Origin of the sequence: Marinomonas pollencensis (genome assembly GCF_003387375.1) — a bacterium.
Taxonomy (GTDB): Bacteria; Pseudomonadota; Gammaproteobacteria; order Pseudomonadales; family Marinomonadaceae; genus Marinomonas; species Marinomonas pollencensis.
The window spans coordinates 161974-179624 of sequence record NZ_QUNG01000007.1; the positions used below are offsets into that span (position 1 = coordinate 161974).

Here is a 17651-nt window from a genome sequence, read left to right on the forward strand (position 1 = left end):
CCTCGCCAGGTTGCTATAAATCTGGCGATAAAATGCCCTTTAGGTTTTTAAAGCAGGTTTTAGAGGCGGTATTAATTAAATCCTCCATATAGGCGTTTTGTCGTTGGTCTTTTCTGATAGCTAAGTAGAGCTTACACCAAACGCCTTCCTCTCCTAGTGATTTTGTCAGTACATACTGACGGTTTGAATATTCCGTCAGTGCCCAATTCGGGATGCAGCAAACGCCGCGTCCACTGGCGACCAATTGCATCATCATCAAAGTGAGTTCGCTGTGACGGATTTTGCTGGGCGCGATACCGGCGGGGTTCAAAAAGTGTTTAAAAATGTCTAAACGCTCCGGCTCTACTGGATAAGTAATCAAGGTTTCCTGTTCGAAATCCTCAGGAGTTAAATACTCTTTTTTGGCGAGCCTGTGGTGTCTTGATAGCGCGACTTGTGCCTCATATTGAAACAAAGGAATGTATTCTATATTTGGTAAATCTTGAGGGTCTGAGGTCACCACCAGGTCAAGATCTCCCCGAGCTAGAGCGGGCAAAGGCATAAAGCTAAAAGCGGTGGAAAGGTCTAATTCGACATCCGGCCAGTGCTCCCTAAAATGATCAATGGTTGGCATTAACCACTCATAACAGCTGTGGCATTCGATGGCGATATGCAAGCGACCGCTTTCGCCTTCAGCAAAGCGTTGTATGTCTCTTTGCGCTGAACGAAATGACAGCAATACGTCATCGGCCAGTTGTAATAATCGAAGTCCTGCACTGGTGAAACGAACGGGTTTAGTTTTGCGAATAAACAATGCGCAATCGAGTTTTTCTTCTAAGTCCTTTAGCTGGTGAGACAGTGCTGATTGGGTCAAATGCACCCGTTCAGCGGCTTCGACTAAGCTGCCCGTTTCCCGTAACGCTGTCAGCGTTTTTAAATGCCTAACTTCAATAATACTCATAATAATGTACAGTAAGTGAGTTTGATTCAGTGAATGGAAGCGAAAAAAGCCCATGAGTACCAAAAAGGGTATCATGGGCTATTAGATTTTTATTTATGACACAATAAAAATTCGAGTAGGGCTTTTTGTGCGTGAAGGCGGTTTTCTGCTTCATCCCAAACAACAGAGTCTGGGTGGTCTAGTACTTCAGCTGAGACTTCTTCACCACGGTGAGCAGGGAGGCAATGCATAAACAAGGCATCTTGGTGTGCCAATGACATTAACTCTGTATTGACTTGAAAGCCGTCAAAGTCTTTTAGTCTCTGTTCTTGCTCATCTTCTTGACCCATAGAGGCAAACACGTCTGTGGCGATCAAATCCGCGTCTTTTGCGGCGTCTTTTGCATTGTGTAATACCGTGACGCGATCTTTATGTTCAGCGACCAATTCAGGGTTTGGTTCATAACCTTTTGGACAGGCGATGACGAGTTGGAAGTCCAACAATGCGGCGGCATTTATGTAGGAGTTACACATGTTGTTGCCGTCGCCAACCCAAACCACTTTTTTGCCTTCGATTGAGCCGCGGTGTTCTTGGTAAGTTTGCATATCCGCAAGCAACTGGCATGGGTGATAATCGTCTGTTAGGGCATTGATGACAGGCACAGAGGAGTATTTAGCAAAGGTTTCAACCAAGCTGTGTTCGAAGGTTCGGATCATCACTGCATCCACCATGCTAGAGATCACGCGAGCACTGTCTTCTACCGGTTCACCACGACCTAGCTGTGTGTCTCGAGATGATAGGAATAAAGCATGTCCACCAAATTGGGCCATACCGGATTCGAATGAAACGCGTGTGCGAGTGGAAGACTTTTCAAAAATCATCCCTAGGACACGATTTTTAAGCGGTTCGTAGAGTGCGCCTTCACGATGAATTTTCTTAAGCTCTGAAGCTCGAGATAGTAGCTGTTTTAACTCTGCGGACGAAAGGTCTTTGAGAGTAAGAAAATGCCTTGGCGACACGCTAAACTCCTTAATTGTCTTTTTAAAAGGGGAATCGCCCAATTTAATACACTCAGCTAAGTGAGTAAAGGGCAATTGGCTTTAGAAAGAACAAAGGAAACCTTTCTTTTGGGGTTGTAAACACTAGGTAAGTCCCAATAAACTTGGTCAAGTTGATGAATTTAGCGTGATGCTAGGTTTGATGGCATTGCGAACAGACAAGGTGAATGAGGTTTTATAATGAGCAATACAATCGATACGATTAAAGAACAGATAGAAAATAACGACATCCTTCTTTATATGAAGGGTAATCCTCGTGCGCCGCAATGTGGTTTTTCATCACAAGCAGTGCAAGCATTGATGGGATGTGGCGAACGTTTCGCTTTCGTTAATATCTTGGAAAATCCAGACATCCGTGCTGAATTACCTAAGTTTGCTAATTGGCCAACCTTTCCACAACTTTGGGTGAAAGGCGAGTTGGTAGGTGGTTGCGACATTATTGTAGAAATGGCTACCAGCGGTGAGCTGCAAACTTTGATCAAAGAAGCGGTAGGTTCCACTGAAGAGTAAAAAGTAGCGTTAATCGCCTGTTAAAAAGCACACATTGATTTCCAATGTGTGCTTTTTTTATCGGTGTGATGGGCGCCCGTTTAGACGATTTCGTAAAGCTCTAGCGGTAATTCATCTGGATCGGCAAAGAAGGTAAATCTTTTACCGGTAAGCTGGTCGACACGAATCTCTTCAACGGCAATCTGGTGCGCTTTAAGATGCTTAATGCAGGCTTCTAAATCTGTCACTGCAAATGCTAAATGCCTCAGCCCTTGAGCTTCTGGATGTGAAGGGCGTGCAGGTGGTGTTGGAAAAGAGAAAAGCTCAATCTGTTCATGATCGCTGACTTTTAAATCCAGTTTAAAAGAGTGGCGCTCTTCTCGATAGGTTTCACGAATAATCTCAAAGCCCAATATCTTATGATAAAAATGTTTTGAGGTTGAGTAGTCAGAGCAAATAATGGCTACATGATGAAGGTGCGAAACCTGAAACATAGTGGGCTCCTTACTAGATTTTCTTCTTTAGTTCATTGGCCAGTTCAATGACTTGTCGGCGAAACCAAATATGGCTGGCATCATGATGGAGCAATGAGCTCCAGATCATTTTCAGTTCGATTTTGGGTATTTTAAAGGGAGGCTCCATGATGGCTAGGTCTGGATTGTTCCGATTAATCATCGCGACTTTTCTAGGCAAGGTGGCAATAAGGTCTTGCTCAAGGGCGAGGTGCATTGCAGTATGGTAGCTTCGAGTAAACACACGAATGCTGCGTGTTTTATTGATGCTTTGCAGCGCTTCATCTACCCAACCCAGTTTTTGTACATCGTTCGGGTCCATGCCGACTCCCACGCCAAAGCCTGTCTTACTCACCCAAATATGTTGTGATTGTAAGTAGCTTTCTAGATTGAAATGGCTCTTAAGAGGGTTGGCAGAACTCATCATGCAGACAAAATCATCGAGCCATATGCTTTTTTGGTGAAATGACTGAGGCAACTCTTCGAAGCGGTTGATTGCCATATCAATTTTACCTGCCTCAACATCATGAAAAGTGACATCGCTGGGGGTCATTATATCGAGGGTAATGCCAGGGGCCTTTTCTCGCAGTCTGTTTAATAGTCGAGGTATCACTGTTGAGGCCGCGTAGTCACTGGCCATAATGCGAAAAACTCGAGTGCTGGTGCGTTCGTTAAAGTCGGCTTCTGGTTGCAGCGCTTCTTCTAGCTCCAATAATACTTTTCTGACCACTGGCTGTAGCCGCAATGCCTTCTCAGTAGGCTTCATTCCTTCACTAGTGCGAACCAGTAATGGGTCGTTGAGTAAGTCTCTGAGCCTTTTCAATCCATTACTCATCGCAGGCTGAGTGATGTTTAATTTACTTGCTGAACGGGTAACATTGCATTCTCGTAGCAAGACATCCAAGTAAATAAGTAGATTCAGATCGATTTTGTTTATATTCATCTTTTTTATGCTAACCAGCTGTTTGATCGCTTTAGTGAATTGATTGTATTGACCTCGCTATAAAGTACAACCAGAGGAAGGCTATTTCGGTGAACTTTCTTTATGGAGAAGAAAAAGTCTGTGTCTCTTGGTCGCTTTGTTGGCTTCTGGCATAATACGGCCCCTTGATGGGGTTGTGTGTTCGTTGGCTATTTGGCCATTGTGCTTTTTTCTCTTTCCCTATTCTGGTTTCTGGCCCGCCTGTATGGTTCTTAATGAGGTAACAATGAAGGCTTCCTGCTTATGTGGTTCTGTTGAGTTCAGAATTACATCCCCTTTTATAAGTGCGAGTATTTGCCATTGTACCCAGTGTCGAAAAACACATGCAGGTACCGGTGCGGCTTACGGCACTTGTTTAAAAGAAGATATTGAGTGGATCTCGACAAAAAAAAGAGTACGTCGATTTGCTTCTTCTGAGCGTGTGCGAAGAGGGTTTTGTAAGGACTGTGGTAGTCCAATTTATTACTATAATAAGGACTTCCCTAACCATATTGAGATTTCGTTAGGGGTGTTGGATGAAGAGCCCAATTTGGCTCCCGATCATCATCTGTTTGTCGACAGTAAGCCTGCTTGGTATGCAATAGAAGATGATTTGACGCAATACCCAGAACTAAAATAAACGTAACCGTACAGCAAGCTGGGCGCCGCTGTGCTTATGGTGTTGTCTATTATAGTGAGGGCAGGGCATAACACTGATCAAAAAAGCCTTGGGCATTTTTGGTGAGAGTGGTGTTTTTAGGTGTCACAATTAATAGGTTACGAGTCAGTTCAAGGGGCGTTTCATAGAGCCTGATTAATCCTGAACTCAACTCTTGAGAGAGGGCCATGCGTGATAAGCAGCCAAGCCCCATTTTATGAATCACAGCTTGTTTAACGGCTTCCATATGGGCCAAGGAAAGTACCACATTGAGTTGAGTGATGTTTTTCCCCATCGCCTGCTCAAGTATGTTTCTGGTGCCAGACCCGACTTCACGCATTACCCAGTCCGCATTTTGTAGATCATCCCAAGATAAACTCTCAGCTCGATTTTCTTGAGTAGAGCCAAAGACAACCAGCTCGTCTTTCAACCATACTTTCGTCATTAACTCAGCATGTTGGCAATAACCCTCAATGAAACCCACTTCTGCTTTCCCTGTTAGCAGCTGCTGAATAACGTGTTGGGTATTTCCAATATCAAGATTAAAGCGGATATTGGGGTGCTTTTGTTTAAAGATCGACATCTGCTCCGGCAGCAAATAGTTTCCCACACTGACGCTGGCGGCAATGTGCAGTGATCCACTTAGCTCATCATCACTGCCCATGCTTTCAATTTGCTCGATCTGGCTGAGCACAGCACGCGCTTGAGGCAATAAATGTCGAGCTTGTGGAGTGATTTGCAAGCGTTTGCCGTGCCGGCGAAACAGTGGTTGGCCTAACAAAGCTTCTAGTTCTCGCAATGCCTGACTGGCAGCGGGCTGGCTAATGGCCACCATATCCGCTGCCGCAGTGACCGAGCCTGTGTGCACTACGGCTTCAAATATTTGTAATTGTCTTAAGGTGATTCTCATGCACTTATTGTATCCGCATTTGGAATTCAATGAGTAGCCATTTAAGGATTTAATAGTCGTGGACTTGGCTTATCTTCCTCAAAATGGGTTAAATTTTCTAAAGTGGTCGCCGCAATGTGATCCAGCGCTTCTTGAGTAAAGTAACCTTGATGCCCCGTGACGACGACATTAGGGAAAGTAAGCATGAGTTGAAAAACACTGTCGTGGATGATGTTGGAAGACATGTCCTCGAAAAAAATAGCGTTTTCTTGCTCATAAACGTCCAACCCCAAATAACCGATCTTGCCACTATATAAGGCGTCGATCGCCTGTTGCGCGTTGACTAATGCGCCACGGCTGGTATTGATAATCATCACACCATCTTTCATTTTAGCTAGGCTCTGGCTATTTATAAGATGATGGGTAGAAGCGTTAAGTGGGCAGTGTAAGCTAATAATGTCGCTTTCAGCGTATAAGGTTTCAAGGTCGGTGTATTCGCATCCTTGGCTAATAAGCGCGTCATTCGGGGCGATGTCATAGCAAAGGACACGACAGCCAAAGCCTCTCATGATCGAACAAAAGGCTTGGCCTATGCGGCCGGTGCCAATACAGCCAATGGTGCGGCTTTGTAAGTTAAAGCCTAATAGCCCTTCCAGAGCGAAATTTCCCTCTTTCACTCTGTGATAGGCGCGATGAGTCTTTCTATTAAGTGTCATAATGAGGGCAACGGCATGTTCAGCAACGGATGTGGGGCTGTAATCCGGTACATGATAAACCTTAATGTTGGCCGCTTTTGCTGCATATAGGTCAACGTTATTGAATCCAGCACAGCGTAATGCAATCGCTCTGACACCATGGCGTGCAAGATACTCTATGACGTGCCTGTCTATATTGTCATTGACAAAGCAGGCTATCGCATCAAAACCATTTGCAAGACTCATGGTTTCAGGGCTAAGACGGCTTTCAAAATAAGTTAAGGCAAGTGACGGGGTGTGAACTGCCGCCTCAGAAAGGGTTCTTTGATCGTAGGGTTTGCATGAGAACACAGCCACTTTCATCATATTCTGCTCCAAAAGAGTATTTGACCAGGTTAAAAAGAATACTATGAGCCTAGATAAAAAAACTATTTTGCTAGAGCTTTTTGTATAGAGTGTTGATTTGACTCAATATAAATTTTCTTCCTGTCTTTATTGATGAATTTTTATGAAAACTTGATTGACCCGATGCTAAGAAGCAGTCTACAATCAATTTCGTTTAAAAGAGTTGGCAATATTTATGTCCAGAGTTGCGAATACTACGTCAAGTATGTTCGGTCCTGTTAAGTCATAAGTAATACCGAGTTTTTTTAGCACAACAACGCATGATGATGACATCTGCGTGTAAATTAACTTACCTACAGGAAAAACAGACATGTCTGACGTAGTAACTGGTACAGTAAAGTTCTTCAACGAAACTAAAGGTTTCGGTTTCATCACTCAGGATTCAGGTCCTGATGTTTTTGTTCACTTCTCTGCAATCAACACTTCTGGTTTCAAAACTTTGGCTGAAGGCCAAAAAGTTGAATTCCAAGTAGCTCAAGGCAAAAAAGGCCCTGAAGCTCAAAACGTTACTCCTTTATAAGGAAACGTTGCTGAGACTATCTCAGCAGTGCGAATGCTAAAAAGCGACTTTTAAGTCGCTTTTTTTGTTTTTATACAAAGTGAGAAATCATAACGCGTCTGTTGAGTAGTAATGTGTCGCTCGTGTTTCACCAGGCGCCCAGCAGAGTGAGTAAGAAAAAACGGAGGATGATCAGGATGGCAGCCAAATCATTGCAAGAGCAGCTTCTAGGAGCTGGCCTTGTAGATAAAAAGAAAGTTAAAAAGCTGAAGGCAGAAAAGCTTCAGCATAAGCAAAAAGTAAAAAAGGGCAAAGCGGTTGCAGAAGATGACGCCGCCCGTCAAGCTGAGCTGAAAGCGCAGCGGGAAGAAAAAGCGGCAAAAGATCGTCAGCTCAACTTAGAGAAACAAAAAGAGCTTGAGTTGAAAGCAGTGCAAGGTCAGATTCGTCAGATGATTATTCAGAATCGAGTGCGCAAACAAGATGGCGATATCGCTTACCATTTTACCGACGAGAAAAAAGTTAAGCAGCTTTATGTGAGTTCAGACATGCATGAAGACTTAACCAAAGGTCGTTTGGCGATCGCTAAACTAGAAATGGCTTACGAGCTGATACCTGAGCCGGTTGCGCTAAAGATTATTGAAAGGGACGAGAGTTTTATTTTAGTCTGCAATAGTCGAACGGAAAGAGTGGAGGATGAAGACGATCCTTACGCGGACTTCCAGATCCCTGATGACCTTATGTGGTAAGCAGTAGTTCCCCCCGCTAGGCGCTGTTGGTGACAAAATACCGTGGCGTCTATCATTTAGATAATGTTTTTCATGGCCTTTTTTCTTTACCTGCCTTTGTTCTACACAAGGCGAGCTTGGTCATACTACTTTCTTATTATTTGCTAATTTTGAGTCGGTTGACTAAGACGACTCCCTATTATTGTGCAAAAAATAACGATTAATAGCCGATTTTTATGTCAGTCGTATTAAATCAAGAAAAAAGTTTTGTTTTTTTGTTTAATGTGCATATAATGTTCATGAAGTAGGGATAAATTATGCAAGTGATTGCCTTCTTGTTGCCTATTTCGTGAGAATGTTTAGATTGTTTGATTGTTGCTTGCACATATCAAGCGCTCATAAAAAGAACGCAATACATCATCTATAAGGGAAACGAGAATGAAAAAATCAATTGTCGCTCTTGCAGTATCTAGCGCTGCTCTTGCCTCTGTCTCTGCTTATGCTGCAGAAGACACGTCTTTAGACTTCTACGGTAACATTCAATACGCCTATGCTAACTCTGAAGCGAATGGTGCAGGTTCTGAATTTGTAGATAACGGCTCTACTGTTGGTGTTAAAGGTGACTCAAAAGTTACTGATGACCTAACTGCTTTTTTCAAATACGAACTAGAATTTAAAGCTGATAATCAGGCAGATCGTGATAATGAGTATAGCGGATCAAAACTTGATCAGGCTTTCGTTGGTTTGAAAGGTAATTTTGGTTCAGTAACTGTTGGTACCCACGATACTATCTATAACAACGCCATCCAAGATGCGGTAGATCAGTTTGAGTATTTTGGTATTGATAGTGCTAAAGGCTCTTCTCAAGGTGATACTATCACTTACTTCTCACCTTCCATGAGTGGTTTTGAAGTGCAACTAGCTGTTCAGACTAAAGGCAGTGCAATTGATGGTGAGGACAATGATGGATCGTATAGCGGTAATGCGCCAATGGCTGTATTGAAATACTCCAACGATCTAGTGTCTGTTGCTTTGGGTTACGATTCTCGTGAAAATACTGTTGCATCAGATGCAGATGCAAGCACAGGTCTTGCAGTAACAGTGACACCTATGGATAACTTGTCTATCACTGCAAAATACGAGACAACAGAAGATTATGCTGATTACATTGGTCTAGCGGCTCGTTACGGCTATGGAATGGGTGATGTATACGGTTCATACACAAATGTAGATATGGACGACTCTGATCTAAATGATTATAACCAATATGCAGTGGGTGTTACTTACAGCATCAACTCTAGTATGTACGTTTACGCAGAAGTAGGTACTTTCGGTCGCGATGGTGCTCCTGATGATGGTGAACCAACTAGTGACGAAGATTACAGCGCACAAGTTGTTGGTGTAACTTACATCTTCTAAGATCTATTCTACCTAGTTAGGTGATGTGATATCTTATTAATAAGGCTCCTTAGGGAGCCTTATTTGTCGCTAAGCGATAGATGATTTCATAAAGGCATTAGTCTTTACTTGTGCTTTTATTTTTTATGCTTTTATTTTTTATGGAATGTTTTTTTTCTTGAGTGTCTTTACTTCGCTTTAATTTCTTCTGGGCTAGCCAGCCTTTACTTTTATTTATTGCCTTTCTTGTTTTAATACTGACTATTTTTCAAAACACCTGTCATTACTGATAATGTGCTTTACTAATCTGCTTGCTATTCATATTCTCATAAAGGTATTTACTCGTTAACAGTATGAGGAATGAAATGAAGTATATTGTCGAAAAGCAGCCATCTGTATCCTTGCCAATCAATGATAGTGATGAGTTTTTCCCTGTTGGTCGGGTGTATTGCGTGGGGCGTAATTACGCTGCCCATTCACGTGAAATGGGCGATGATCCTGATCGAGATCCTCCTTTCTTCTTTTGTAAAGATGCGTCGTGTGTCGTTCCTGTCTCCTATGAAGCGGCAAATAGCATCCGTTATCCTATGTCGACCAGTCAGTTTGAATATGAGGCTGAGCTAGTAGTGGCGATAGGTAAAGGCGGTGCTTATTTGTCACTTGAGCAAGCGAAAGCGTCTGTGCTTGGCTATGCGGTTGGCTTAGATATGACACGTCGAGACTTACAGGGACAAGCAAAGAAAAAAGGTCGTCCTTGGGAGGTGGGGAAATCCTTTGGCCAGTCAGCGCCAATAGGCCCGATAGAGCTCTACTCGACTGATTTAGCTAATAATATTGCTTCCAGCGACATTTCTCTTTTAGTCAATGGGGAGGTAAAGCAAAGCAGTAATATTGCAAATCTAACCTGGTCAATCGAAGAGGTGATCGTTAAGCTGTCTGAAGTGTTTGAGCTGCGCCCTGGGGATCTTATTATGACGGGTACTCCTGAGAATGTTGGGCCTGTGGTAGTGGGTGACAAGATGCTGGTGAGTATTCCGGCGCTAGGTGAGCTCGCTGTTTCGGTTACTGATTAAAGGTCAGAAAGCTCTGTTGTAGGGCGGCAGCTTGCGGGTCGTTCGCTTCTTTTAGTAGGTGAATGGCCACTTCGGCAGTGCAAAGCCCGGATTCTTTTTGGTTTCTGCGTTTAGTGTAAACAGAGTTTTCTCCTTGGATTTCATAGTGCGGAAAGCGCGCTAGGTAAGGGGATTGGTTATACATTTTTCTGGCCTGCTGCCAGGTTCCATCCAGTATTATGATGTTTTGTATGTCGCAAACTTGATCTTTTTCTAGCCTTGGCGAGGTAGGGGTTTTTAAATACACAATGGCGGTGTTTAGAGGGTCGAGTGCGAGTATCTGAGGGTCTGGTTCTTTTCTGGCCCAAACGATAACATGACATTGGTCCGCTAACGCGGATTTTACTAACTTTCCGGTACCGCTTTCTTTTTTTAGCTCTTCACTGTGAGTTAACAGCCATATCTTCATATTAGTTAAACTTATATTTCTTGATGATGAAACTTGGAAAGAGAATTTAATATCTTAAGGTTATAAAAGATAGTCTTTAAAATAATTGTTTTATTAGTGTTTTTTTTAAATCTTCATTTTTTTACGTTTTTTAACAAACTTTTCCTAGATAGGCTTCACATTTGTATTCTTAAGACATATTATCGAATGGTCAGTATGTTTTTCAATCTATATATATGGAAATATATTGAGTACTTCAGAGGACAGCTAAAAGAGTTTGATCTTTTGGTGTTTTAAACGATTGCTTTATTAAAGAGCAGTATAAAAAGAAATGAGGTTTGTATGTCAGGTCAATTAGTATCCGGTATTGTGAAATGGTTTAATGATGAAAAAGGATTTGGTTTCATCGAACGTGAAGGTGGCCCAGATGTTTTTGTTCATTTTCGTGCAATTAACGGTACTGGTCGTAAAACACTAACGGAAGGTCAAAAAGTCTCTTTTGAAGTGACTCAAGGTCAAAAAGGTCCGCAAGCTGAAAACGTTACCGTTATCTAAATAAGAGCAATGATCCGTGCTCTGGGTCTTTATGACCTGCTAAAAGCCATACAAATGTATGGTTTTTTTATGCCTGAATTTTACTGTATATTCGCACTTTGATGTGACTGATTCATGGTGAGTGAACTTTGTACCCTATTTTATATTCCTTTCGCCGCTGTCCTTACGCGATAAGAGCGAGATATTGTCTGACCATTCTAGAGGTTAAAACACAGCTACGAGAAGTAGTGTTAAAAGCAAAACCAAATGCTTTGTTGGCCCTGGGAGGTCCTTCTACGGTTCCGCAATTAGTGACACAAAAGGGAGAGCGTTACCCAGAGAGCCTTGATATTGTTTTTTGGGCTTTGGCTCAGTCACATAATCAGGCGCTTGTGGCTTCATTGTGGCCGGTTTCCAAGAAGCGTCAAAATAAGCTGCTTGCTTGGATAAATTACAATGATCATATTTTTAAGCATTGGCTGGACCGTTATAAGTACGCCGACCGCTACCCTGAGCGTTCTGAGCAATATTATCGACTACGGGGAGAGGTGTTTTTGGCGCGTTTAGATCAGCGTCTAAATAGGCAGGCTTACCTAATGGGGGACTCGATGACCCTGGCTGATATTTGCTTGTTTCCTTTTGTCCGCCAGTTTGCTGCTGTGGATGCGCGTTGGTTTTCAGAAAGTCAGTATGAGAACGTGCAAGCTTGGTTGGCGCGCTTTTTAGCGTCCGATGCATTCTCTATCGTGATGCAGAAATTCCCCGCTTGGCAAGAGGGGCAGGCGGTGGTGTGTTTTCCTAATGAAAATTAGCACGCTAACAGGGGGTTGATGAGATTGTGAGCGTGCTAATGTTTGATGAGCAGTGCTAGCCAATTAAGCCAAAGCTAACCCAATACCAAAAACTCGGATCGGCGTCACTGGGCAGAGGTAAAGGAATAAAGTTTCCTTGCTCGTCGATATGGGAAGAATCTGGATAGGTTTTTTGTAAAACAGATAGATTCAGCAGGGCCAGGTTATCCAGCTTAAGATCATTATAAGATTGAATGCTGATGGCCAGCGCCTCTTCTACAGAGGTGGAGCTTGGGTAATGCTCAATAACGGCTTGGCTGCGTTTTAAGGCAGACAGTGGGGCTTTGCGCTTCAAATAGTATTTGGCAACCTGCAGCTCATGGCGTGCAATGGTGTTGCGCAAGAATACCATTCTTGCTTTGCCATCCGGAGCATAGTCGCTGTTTGGGTAACGCTGCAAAAAATCGCTCATTTCACGAAAGGCTTTTTGCAATTCTTTGGGGTCTGTTTTGCTCGGATCCGTGTCTAGATAGCGCTGTAGTAGACTTTGTGAGCCAACATAAGTAGAGAGTGCTCGCATATAGTAAGCATAATCGATGGCGTCGTGATCAGGGTGGTTTTTAATAAAGCGTTCTGCGCTAGCATGGGCGGAGAGATATTCTCCTGACTCGTACTGGGCGTAGATTAAGTCCAGCTCGGCGCGGGTGCTAAATTCACCAAATGGGTAGCGAGAATCCAATTCTTGTAAATTTTTAGCTGCGGTGGCTGGCAGACCTTCTGAAAAGGCTTGTTGTGCTTTTTCATAGTAAGCATGCTCTGGAAGGTCGGGTTCTTGGACCTGAGAGCTGGAACATGCAGCGAGAAGTAAAGAAAAACTGGCGATTCCTGCGAATCGGAGCAGCGAGTGATTAAATCCCATGTATAATCGAAACCTTGAAGTGGTAAATTAGCCTCTATTGGCATTTTGTAGCGTTCTATTGCGAAATCAAAGTAAAAGGCAAGATGCTACACGTTTTTTCACATTCAGATCTTATGATAAAATCACAGGTCTGAAAACAACAGATTAAAGTACATTGTATGGCAGAGCGCATAGTAAAAGAAGCCCAGGTCCCTTTTGATTTAGGCGGTAACCGATTTGACCAAGTGGCCACTGAGCTATTTAGTGATTATTCCCGTTCCAGAATCAAAATTTGGATCAAAGAAGGTACCTTGCTCGTTGATGGCAAAATTACCAAGCCAAAAGAAAAACTGTTTGGTGGCGAGCTGGTGACGCTGAATGTGGTGCTTGAAGATCAGGCAGACCACGAAGCGCAAGAAATGCCGTTGGATATCATTTATGAAGACGACGATATTATCGTTGTCAATAAACCAGCCGGTCTGGTGGTTCACCCAGCGGTAGGTAACCGTGACGGTACCTTGATGAATGCCATTTTGCACCATGCTCCAGAAACCGCTCATGTGCCTAGGGCTGGTATTGTGCATCGTCTCGACAAAGAGACAACCGGCCTGATGGTGGTGGCTAAAACTTTGGCGGCGCAAACGGACTTAGTGGCTCAGCTGCAAGAACGCAGTATGGGGCGCGAATATGAAGCCATTGCGATTGGTGAAATGACAGGAGGAGGGATTGTTGATGAACCAATTGGCCGACATCCTCATAACCGTCAAAAAATGGCCGTAGAGCCAGTCAACGGTAAAGATGCGATTACGCATTATCGTTTGGTTAAACGCTACAAAAATCATACCCACATTCGTCTTAAGCTAGAGACCGGACGAACGCACCAAATTCGTGTGCACATGGCATTTATTCAATATCCATTGGTGGGTGACCCGCAGTACGGTGGGCGTCTTAAAATGCCAAAAGCGTGTTCACCAGAGTTGCAGGATTCGTTGCGACATTTTCGACGTCAAGCGCTCCATGCGAAACGACTCGAGCTGGCGCATCCGATTACCGGGGATTGGATGGAGTGGGAAATCGACCTCCCCGAAGACATGCAATTGCTACTGGATGCCTTGAAAAAGGATATGGTAGAGTCAGGCAGTGATGATTCAGAATATTTTTAATAAAAAAGCAGCGTAAGCTGCTTTTTTATTGCCTGCTGTTGGGAGTTTGTTCAGTGGATAAAGTAACTCAAACGTATGTGGCTGCTTCGTGGCCGGCGCCAAACAATGTGAAAGCCTTTACTTCAATGCGCCATGGGGGGGTCAGTCAAGGTGAGTATGGTTCGTTGAATTTGGGGGCCCATGTTGGTGATAGTGATGCCGCTGTGCAGCGCAATCGGCAGATCTTCTCTTCCAGTGTGGGGATGCCAGAGAGTTTAGTTTGGTTGAACCAAGTGCATGGCACTCATGTTGCTGTATTGCCTAGCTCTCAAACGATTGCGGCAGCAGATAGTGCAGTGACGCGTCAGCAGAATCAGGTCTGTGCGGTATTGACTGCGGATTGCCTGCCGGTTTTCTTTTGCAACAAGCAAGGCACTCAAGTGGCAGTGGCCCATGCAGGCTGGCGCAGTTTATGCTTTGGCGTGCTGGAAGAAACTCTAAAGCACTTTGATCCATCCGACGATGTTTTGGTTTGGTTGGGGCCCGCAATTGGTCCCGCTGCCTTTGAGGTGGGAGGAGAAGTTCGGGAGGCATTTATGGCTCAGCAGGCGGAAGCGGCAGAGGCTTTTGTCGCTAAAGGCAGCGGTAAGTGGTTAGGAAACCTTTATTTGCTTGCTAAGCAAAGGTTGGCAGCTCAAGGCGTCACAGAGGTCTATGGTGGTGATTTTTGTACTTATCAAAATGAAGCTGACTTCTTTTCTTATCGCCGTTCTGGGAAGACAGGCCGAATGGCATCGGTGATTTGGTTTGAAGATGATTCTGCAAAGTAACAATGCATTTTATTGATGGGTGTCAATAAAATGACACCCGGCCGTTGAAAAGGGAATAACTGGACATATTAATTTAGTAATAACAAATAATTCCCTTTTTCAAGGAGGTCAAAATGCGAATCGAGCGTTTAACAAGTAAACTTCAGTTGGCTCTGTCTGATGCGCAATCCATCGCGTTAGGACAAGATCATTCATACATTGAGTCCCTTCATTTATTCATTGCTTTGCTGGATCAGCAAGGCGGCAGCACACGCCCAATTTTGCAGCAATCTGGTGTTCAGGTTGCTAAGCTCCGTGACAGTCTTGATGTGCTTTTAGATCGTTTGCCTAAGGTTAACAATCATGATGGCAATGTCCAAATGTCGCCTGAATTAGGGCGTCTGATGAACCTTGCAGATAAAGAAGCGCAAAAGCGAAAAGATCAATTCATCTCATCTGAGTTGGTGTTAATGGCGATGTTTGATGGCAAGGATGACTTGGCCAAAGCATTAAAAGCAACGGGTGTGACCAAGGCGGACATCGCCTCGGTGATCGATAGTGTGCGAGGTGGAGAGTCTGTCAATGACCCGAATGCAGAAGAAAACCGCCAAGCGTTGGATAAGTACACAGTAGACCTCACAGCCAAAGCCGCAGAAGGCAAGCTTGACCCTGTGATTGGTCGAGATGATGAGATACGTCGTACGATACAAGTGTTACAGCGCCGCCGTAAAAATAACCCGGTGCTAATTGGCGAACCAGGAGTGGGTAAAACCGCCATTGTTGAAGGTTTGGCACAGCGTATTATTAATGGTGAAGTGCCAGAAGGCTTAAAGAGTAAGCGCGTGCTTGCTCTTGATATGGGGGCTTTGATAGCAGGAGCTAAATACCGTGGTGAATTTGAAGAGCGATTAAAAGCTGTATTGAACGAATTGTCCAAACAAGAAGGGCAAATCATTCTGTTTATTGATGAAATCCACACCATGGTAGGCGCAGGCAAATCAGAAGGCTCAATGGATGCTGGGAATATGCTAAAGCCTGCTTTGGCGCGTGGCGAGCTTCATTGTGTAGGGGCAACGACGCTGGATGAATATCGCCAGTATATTGAAAAAGACGCCGCACTAGAGCGCCGTTTCCAGAAGGTTCTGGTTGAAGAGCCTAGTGTGTTGGATTCAATCGCTATTTTACGTGGCCTAAAAGAGCGTTATGAGGTCCATCATGGGGTGGATATTACCGACTCGGCAATCATTGCTGCAGCCAAATTATCACAACGTTATATTACTGATCGTCAATTACCGGACAAGGCGATTGACTTGATTGACGAGGCGGCCAGCCGTATTCGTATGGAGATGGACTCCAAGCCTGAGAATATGGACCGTTTAGAGCGACGTTTGATTCAATTAAAGATAGAAAAAGAAGCGCTTAAAAAAGAAACCGACAGAGCATCGAAGGTGCGCTTAGGTGAGCTTGAGAATGAGATTGACGACTTGCAAAAGCAGTATTCTGATTTTGAAGAAATTTGGAATGCCGAAAAGGCTGCTTTGCAAGGTGCTCAGAAGCTAAAAGAAGAGTTAGAAGCGGTTAAGCATGAAATGGAAGAGGCGCGCCGCAGCGGTAATCTGGCCAAGATGTCAGAGCTGCAATATGGGGTGATTCCTATGTTGGAAGCGGAAATTGAAAAAGCCGGTAAAGCGGAAGAAGAAGCGCAAATGACGCTGCTGAAAAACCGTGTGACCGAAGAGGAAATAGCGACGGTAGTGGCGCGTTGGACCGGTATTCCAATGGAAAAAATGCTTGAGGGGGATCGCGATCGCCTGTTGCGCATGGAAGACGCCTTGCACGAATCGGTTATCGGCCAGGATGAGGCGGTTCAGGCTGTCTCTAACGCGGTAAGACGCTCTCGTTCTGGATTGGCGGATCCGAATCGCCCGAATGGCTCATTTCTTTTCTTAGGCCCCACAGGGGTGGGAAAAACAGAGTTGTGTAAGTCATTGGCTAGATTTTTGTTTGATACTGATCAAGCCATGGTGCGCATTGATATGTCTGAGTTTATGGAGAAGCATTCTGTGGCGCGTTTGATTGGTGCGCCACCAGGTTATGTTGGTTATGAAGAGGGTGGCTATTTGACCGAAGCGGTTAGACGTCGCCCTTATTCTGTGCTGCTGTTGGATGAGATAGAAAAAGCGCACCCAGATGTGTTTAATATTTTGCTTCAAGTGTTGGATGATGGTCGATTAACCGATGGTCAGGGTAGAACCGTCGACTTTCGAAATACCGTGATTGTGATGACCTCGAACTTAGGTTCTGATGTTATACAAGAATTTCGTTCTAACGACCAATATGAAGAGATTAAGACCAAGGTAATGGAGGTAGTAGGAATGCACTTCAGACCTGAGTTTATTAATCGTATTGACGAAACCGTGGTCTTCCATCCATTGATGCAGGCGCAAATTAAAGGTATTGCTAAGATCCAGTTAGCACATTTGAATCATCGTCTGGCAGAAATGGGCATGGCGTTGGATTTGAGTGAGGCGGCCTCTGATCAATTGGCGGAGGTGGGTTATGACCCTGTCTATGGGGCTCGACCACTAAAACGAGCTATCCAGCAATGGATAGAAAACCCATTAGCAAACGAACTATTGTCTGGTGGTTTTGTATCGGGAGATACCATTCTAGCGGATGTGGAGAATGATCAGATCATTTTTACCAAAGGCTGATCTATTCGCGCTTTTATTTGGTTATCAAAAACTCACTTAGGTGAGTTTTTTT

19 protein-coding genes are annotated in these 17651 nt (G+C 44.0%); 11 read left to right on the forward strand and 8 right to left on the reverse strand.

Features of this window, described 5'->3' with window-relative positions; genetic code table 11:
* Positions 1 to 13 precede the first annotated feature (13 nt).
* Together DFP81_RS11775 and argF are read right to left on the reverse strand one after the other, a co-directional pair.
* Positions 14 to 940: a LysR family transcriptional regulator gene (locus DFP81_RS11775; RefSeq protein ID WP_115898034.1), complete on the reverse strand. Its 927-nt coding sequence runs from the start codon at positions 938 to 940 to the stop codon at positions 14 to 16.
* A gap of 89 nt (positions 941 to 1029) precedes the next feature.
* The gene (argF, locus tag DFP81_RS11780; RefSeq protein ID WP_115897990.1) at positions 1030 to 1938 is read right to left on the reverse strand and encodes an ornithine carbamoyltransferase; all 909 of its coding nucleotides are present in this window, start codon (positions 1936 to 1938) and stop codon (positions 1030 to 1032) included.
* A gap of 219 nt (positions 1939 to 2157) precedes the next feature.
* Here argF and grxD point away from each other — a divergent pair, with 219 nt between their 5' ends.
* Positions 2158 to 2487 (forward strand): Grx4 family monothiol glutaredoxin, encoded by a 330-nt coding sequence (gene grxD, locus DFP81_RS11785; protein WP_115897991.1) that lies wholly within the window; start codon positions 2158 to 2160, stop codon positions 2485 to 2487.
* 80 nt (positions 2488 to 2567) lie between these two features.
* Here the strand turns inward: grxD and gloA2 are convergent, their stop codons facing one another.
* Positions 2568 to 2960 (reverse strand): SMU1112c/YaeR family gloxylase I-like metalloprotein, encoded by a 393-nt coding sequence (gloA2, locus tag DFP81_RS11790; RefSeq protein ID WP_115897992.1) that lies wholly within the window; start codon positions 2958 to 2960, stop codon positions 2568 to 2570.
* Positions 2961 to 2973: 13 nt separating this feature from the next.
* Positions 2974 to 3921 (reverse strand): LysR family transcriptional regulator, encoded by a 948-nt coding sequence (locus DFP81_RS11795; RefSeq protein WP_115897993.1) that lies wholly within the window; start codon positions 3919 to 3921, stop codon positions 2974 to 2976.
* Positions 3922 to 4186: 265 nt separating this feature from the next.
* On the opposite strand from DFP81_RS11795, the gene DFP81_RS11800 reads away from it, so the two are divergent.
* On the forward strand, positions 4187 to 4579 hold the full coding sequence (locus tag DFP81_RS11800; RefSeq protein ID WP_181903086.1) for a GFA family protein: 393 nt from the start codon (positions 4187 to 4189) through the stop codon (positions 4577 to 4579).
* 49 nt (positions 4580 to 4628) lie between these two features.
* On the opposite strand, the gene DFP81_RS11805 is transcribed toward DFP81_RS11800, so the two are convergent.
* Both DFP81_RS11805 and DFP81_RS11810 read right to left on the reverse strand, forming a co-directional pair.
* The gene (locus DFP81_RS11805) at positions 4629 to 5507 is read right to left on the reverse strand and encodes a LysR substrate-binding domain-containing protein (RefSeq protein ID WP_115897995.1); all 879 of its coding nucleotides are present in this window, start codon (positions 5505 to 5507) and stop codon (positions 4629 to 4631) included.
* Positions 5508 to 5548: 41 nt separating this feature from the next.
* Entirely contained in the window at positions 5549 to 6544 is a 996-nt protein-coding gene (locus tag DFP81_RS11810) for a 2-hydroxyacid dehydrogenase (RefSeq protein ID WP_115898035.1), read from the reverse strand.
* Between the two features lie 352 nt (positions 6545 to 6896).
* Here DFP81_RS11810 and DFP81_RS11815 point away from each other — a divergent pair, with 352 nt between their 5' ends.
* The 4 genes from DFP81_RS11815 to DFP81_RS11830 all read left to right on the forward strand — a co-directional run bounded on the left by DFP81_RS11815 (position 6897) and on the right by DFP81_RS11830 (position 10284).
* On the forward strand, positions 6897 to 7106 hold the full coding sequence (locus DFP81_RS11815) for a cold-shock protein (RefSeq protein WP_024024079.1): 210 nt from the start codon (positions 6897 to 6899) through the stop codon (positions 7104 to 7106).
* Between the two features lie 176 nt (positions 7107 to 7282).
* Positions 7283 to 7834, forward strand: a complete 552-nt coding sequence (locus DFP81_RS11820) for a DUF2058 domain-containing protein (protein WP_115897996.1) — start codon at positions 7283 to 7285, stop codon at positions 7832 to 7834.
* A 417-nt stretch (positions 7835 to 8251) separates the two neighbouring features.
* Entirely contained in the window at positions 8252 to 9232 is a 981-nt protein-coding gene (locus DFP81_RS11825) for a porin (RefSeq protein ID WP_115897997.1), read from the forward strand.
* 344 nt (positions 9233 to 9576) lie between these two features.
* A complete protein-coding gene (locus tag DFP81_RS11830) occupies positions 9577 to 10284 on the forward strand; it encodes a fumarylacetoacetate hydrolase family protein (RefSeq protein ID WP_115897998.1) in 708 nt (235 codons plus the stop codon).
* Here DFP81_RS11830 and DFP81_RS11835 read toward each other — a convergent pair.
* Positions 10274 to 10732, reverse strand: coding sequence for a DTW domain-containing protein (locus DFP81_RS11835; protein ID WP_115897999.1), 459 nt, complete (start codon positions 10730 to 10732; stop codon positions 10274 to 10276). The two genes, DFP81_RS11830 and DFP81_RS11835, sit on opposite strands and share 11 nt — an antisense overlap.
* Before the next feature lie 321 nt (positions 10733 to 11053).
* On the opposite strand from DFP81_RS11835, the gene DFP81_RS11840 reads away from it, so the two are divergent.
* Together DFP81_RS11840 and DFP81_RS11845 are read left to right on the forward strand one after the other, a co-directional pair.
* Positions 11054 to 11266, forward strand: a complete 213-nt coding sequence (locus DFP81_RS11840; protein ID WP_115898000.1) for a cold-shock protein — start codon at positions 11054 to 11056, stop codon at positions 11264 to 11266.
* A gap of 128 nt (positions 11267 to 11394) precedes the next feature.
* Positions 11395 to 12057, forward strand: coding sequence for a glutathione S-transferase (locus tag DFP81_RS11845; RefSeq protein WP_115898001.1), 663 nt, complete (start codon positions 11395 to 11397; stop codon positions 12055 to 12057).
* A 55-nt stretch (positions 12058 to 12112) separates the two neighbouring features.
* Here DFP81_RS11845 and DFP81_RS11850 read toward each other — a convergent pair whose 3' ends face one another.
* Positions 12113 to 12955: an outer membrane protein assembly factor BamD gene (locus tag DFP81_RS11850; RefSeq protein ID WP_115898002.1), complete on the reverse strand. Its 843-nt coding sequence runs from the start codon at positions 12953 to 12955 to the stop codon at positions 12113 to 12115.
* 158 nt (positions 12956 to 13113) lie between these two features.
* Between DFP81_RS11850 and rluD the strand changes: the two genes are divergently transcribed.
* The 3 genes from rluD (at position 13114) to clpB (ending at position 17599) form a co-directional block, all read left to right on the forward strand.
* Positions 13114 to 14097, forward strand: coding sequence for a 23S rRNA pseudouridine(1911/1915/1917) synthase RluD (gene rluD, locus DFP81_RS11855; protein ID WP_115898003.1), 984 nt, complete (start codon positions 13114 to 13116; stop codon positions 14095 to 14097).
* A 53-nt stretch (positions 14098 to 14150) separates the two neighbouring features.
* Entirely contained in the window at positions 14151 to 14906 is a 756-nt protein-coding gene (gene pgeF, locus DFP81_RS11860) for a peptidoglycan editing factor PgeF (RefSeq protein WP_245959147.1), read from the forward strand.
* A gap of 113 nt (positions 14907 to 15019) precedes the next feature.
* A complete protein-coding gene (gene clpB / locus DFP81_RS11865) occupies positions 15020 to 17599 on the forward strand; it encodes an ATP-dependent chaperone ClpB (protein ID WP_115898004.1) in 2580 nt (859 codons plus the stop codon).
* Positions 17600 to 17651: the final 52 nt, after the last annotated feature.

What these genes read in the sequence shown, in the direction of transcription:
- DFP81_RS11775 (WP_115898034.1), bottom strand. Translation starts at nt 940, where the DNA reads ATGAGTATTATTGAAGTTAGGCATTTAAAAACGCTGACAGCGTTACGG.
- grxD (WP_115897991.1), top strand. Translation starts at nt 2,158, where the DNA reads ATGAGCAATACAATCGATACGATTAAAGAACAGATAGAAAATAACGAC.
- gloA2 (WP_115897992.1), bottom strand. Translation starts at nt 2,960, where the DNA reads ATGTTTCAGGTTTCGCACCTTCATCATGTAGCCATTATTTGCTCTGAC.
- DFP81_RS11795 (WP_115897993.1), bottom strand. Translation starts at nt 3,921, where the DNA reads ATGAATATAAACAAAATCGATCTGAATCTACTTATTTACTTGGATGTC.
- DFP81_RS11800 (WP_181903086.1), top strand. Translation starts at nt 4,187, where the DNA reads ATGAAGGCTTCCTGCTTATGTGGTTCTGTTGAGTTCAGAATTACATCC.
- DFP81_RS11805 (WP_115897995.1), bottom strand. Translation starts at nt 5,507, where the DNA reads ATGAGAATCACCTTAAGACAATTACAAATATTTGAAGCCGTAGTGCAC.
- DFP81_RS11810 (WP_115898035.1), bottom strand. Translation starts at nt 6,544, where the DNA reads ATGAAAGTGGCTGTGTTCTCATGCAAACCCTACGATCAAAGAACCCTT.
- DFP81_RS11815 (WP_024024079.1), top strand. Translation starts at nt 6,897, where the DNA reads ATGTCTGACGTAGTAACTGGTACAGTAAAGTTCTTCAACGAAACTAAA.
- DFP81_RS11820 (WP_115897996.1), top strand. Translation starts at nt 7,283, where the DNA reads ATGGCAGCCAAATCATTGCAAGAGCAGCTTCTAGGAGCTGGCCTTGTA.
- DFP81_RS11825 (WP_115897997.1), top strand. Translation starts at nt 8,252, where the DNA reads ATGAAAAAATCAATTGTCGCTCTTGCAGTATCTAGCGCTGCTCTTGCC.
- DFP81_RS11830 (WP_115897998.1), top strand. Translation starts at nt 9,577, where the DNA reads ATGAAGTATATTGTCGAAAAGCAGCCATCTGTATCCTTGCCAATCAAT.
- DFP81_RS11835 (WP_115897999.1), bottom strand. Translation starts at nt 10,732, where the DNA reads ATGAAGATATGGCTGTTAACTCACAGTGAAGAGCTAAAAAAAGAAAGC.
- DFP81_RS11840 (WP_115898000.1), top strand. Translation starts at nt 11,054, where the DNA reads ATGTCAGGTCAATTAGTATCCGGTATTGTGAAATGGTTTAATGATGAA.
- DFP81_RS11850 (WP_115898002.1), bottom strand. Translation starts at nt 12,955, where the DNA reads ATGGGATTTAATCACTCGCTGCTCCGATTCGCAGGAATCGCCAGTTTT.
- rluD (WP_115898003.1), top strand. Translation starts at nt 13,114, where the DNA reads ATGGCAGAGCGCATAGTAAAAGAAGCCCAGGTCCCTTTTGATTTAGGC.
- clpB (WP_115898004.1), top strand. Translation starts at nt 15,020, where the DNA reads ATGCGAATCGAGCGTTTAACAAGTAAACTTCAGTTGGCTCTGTCTGAT.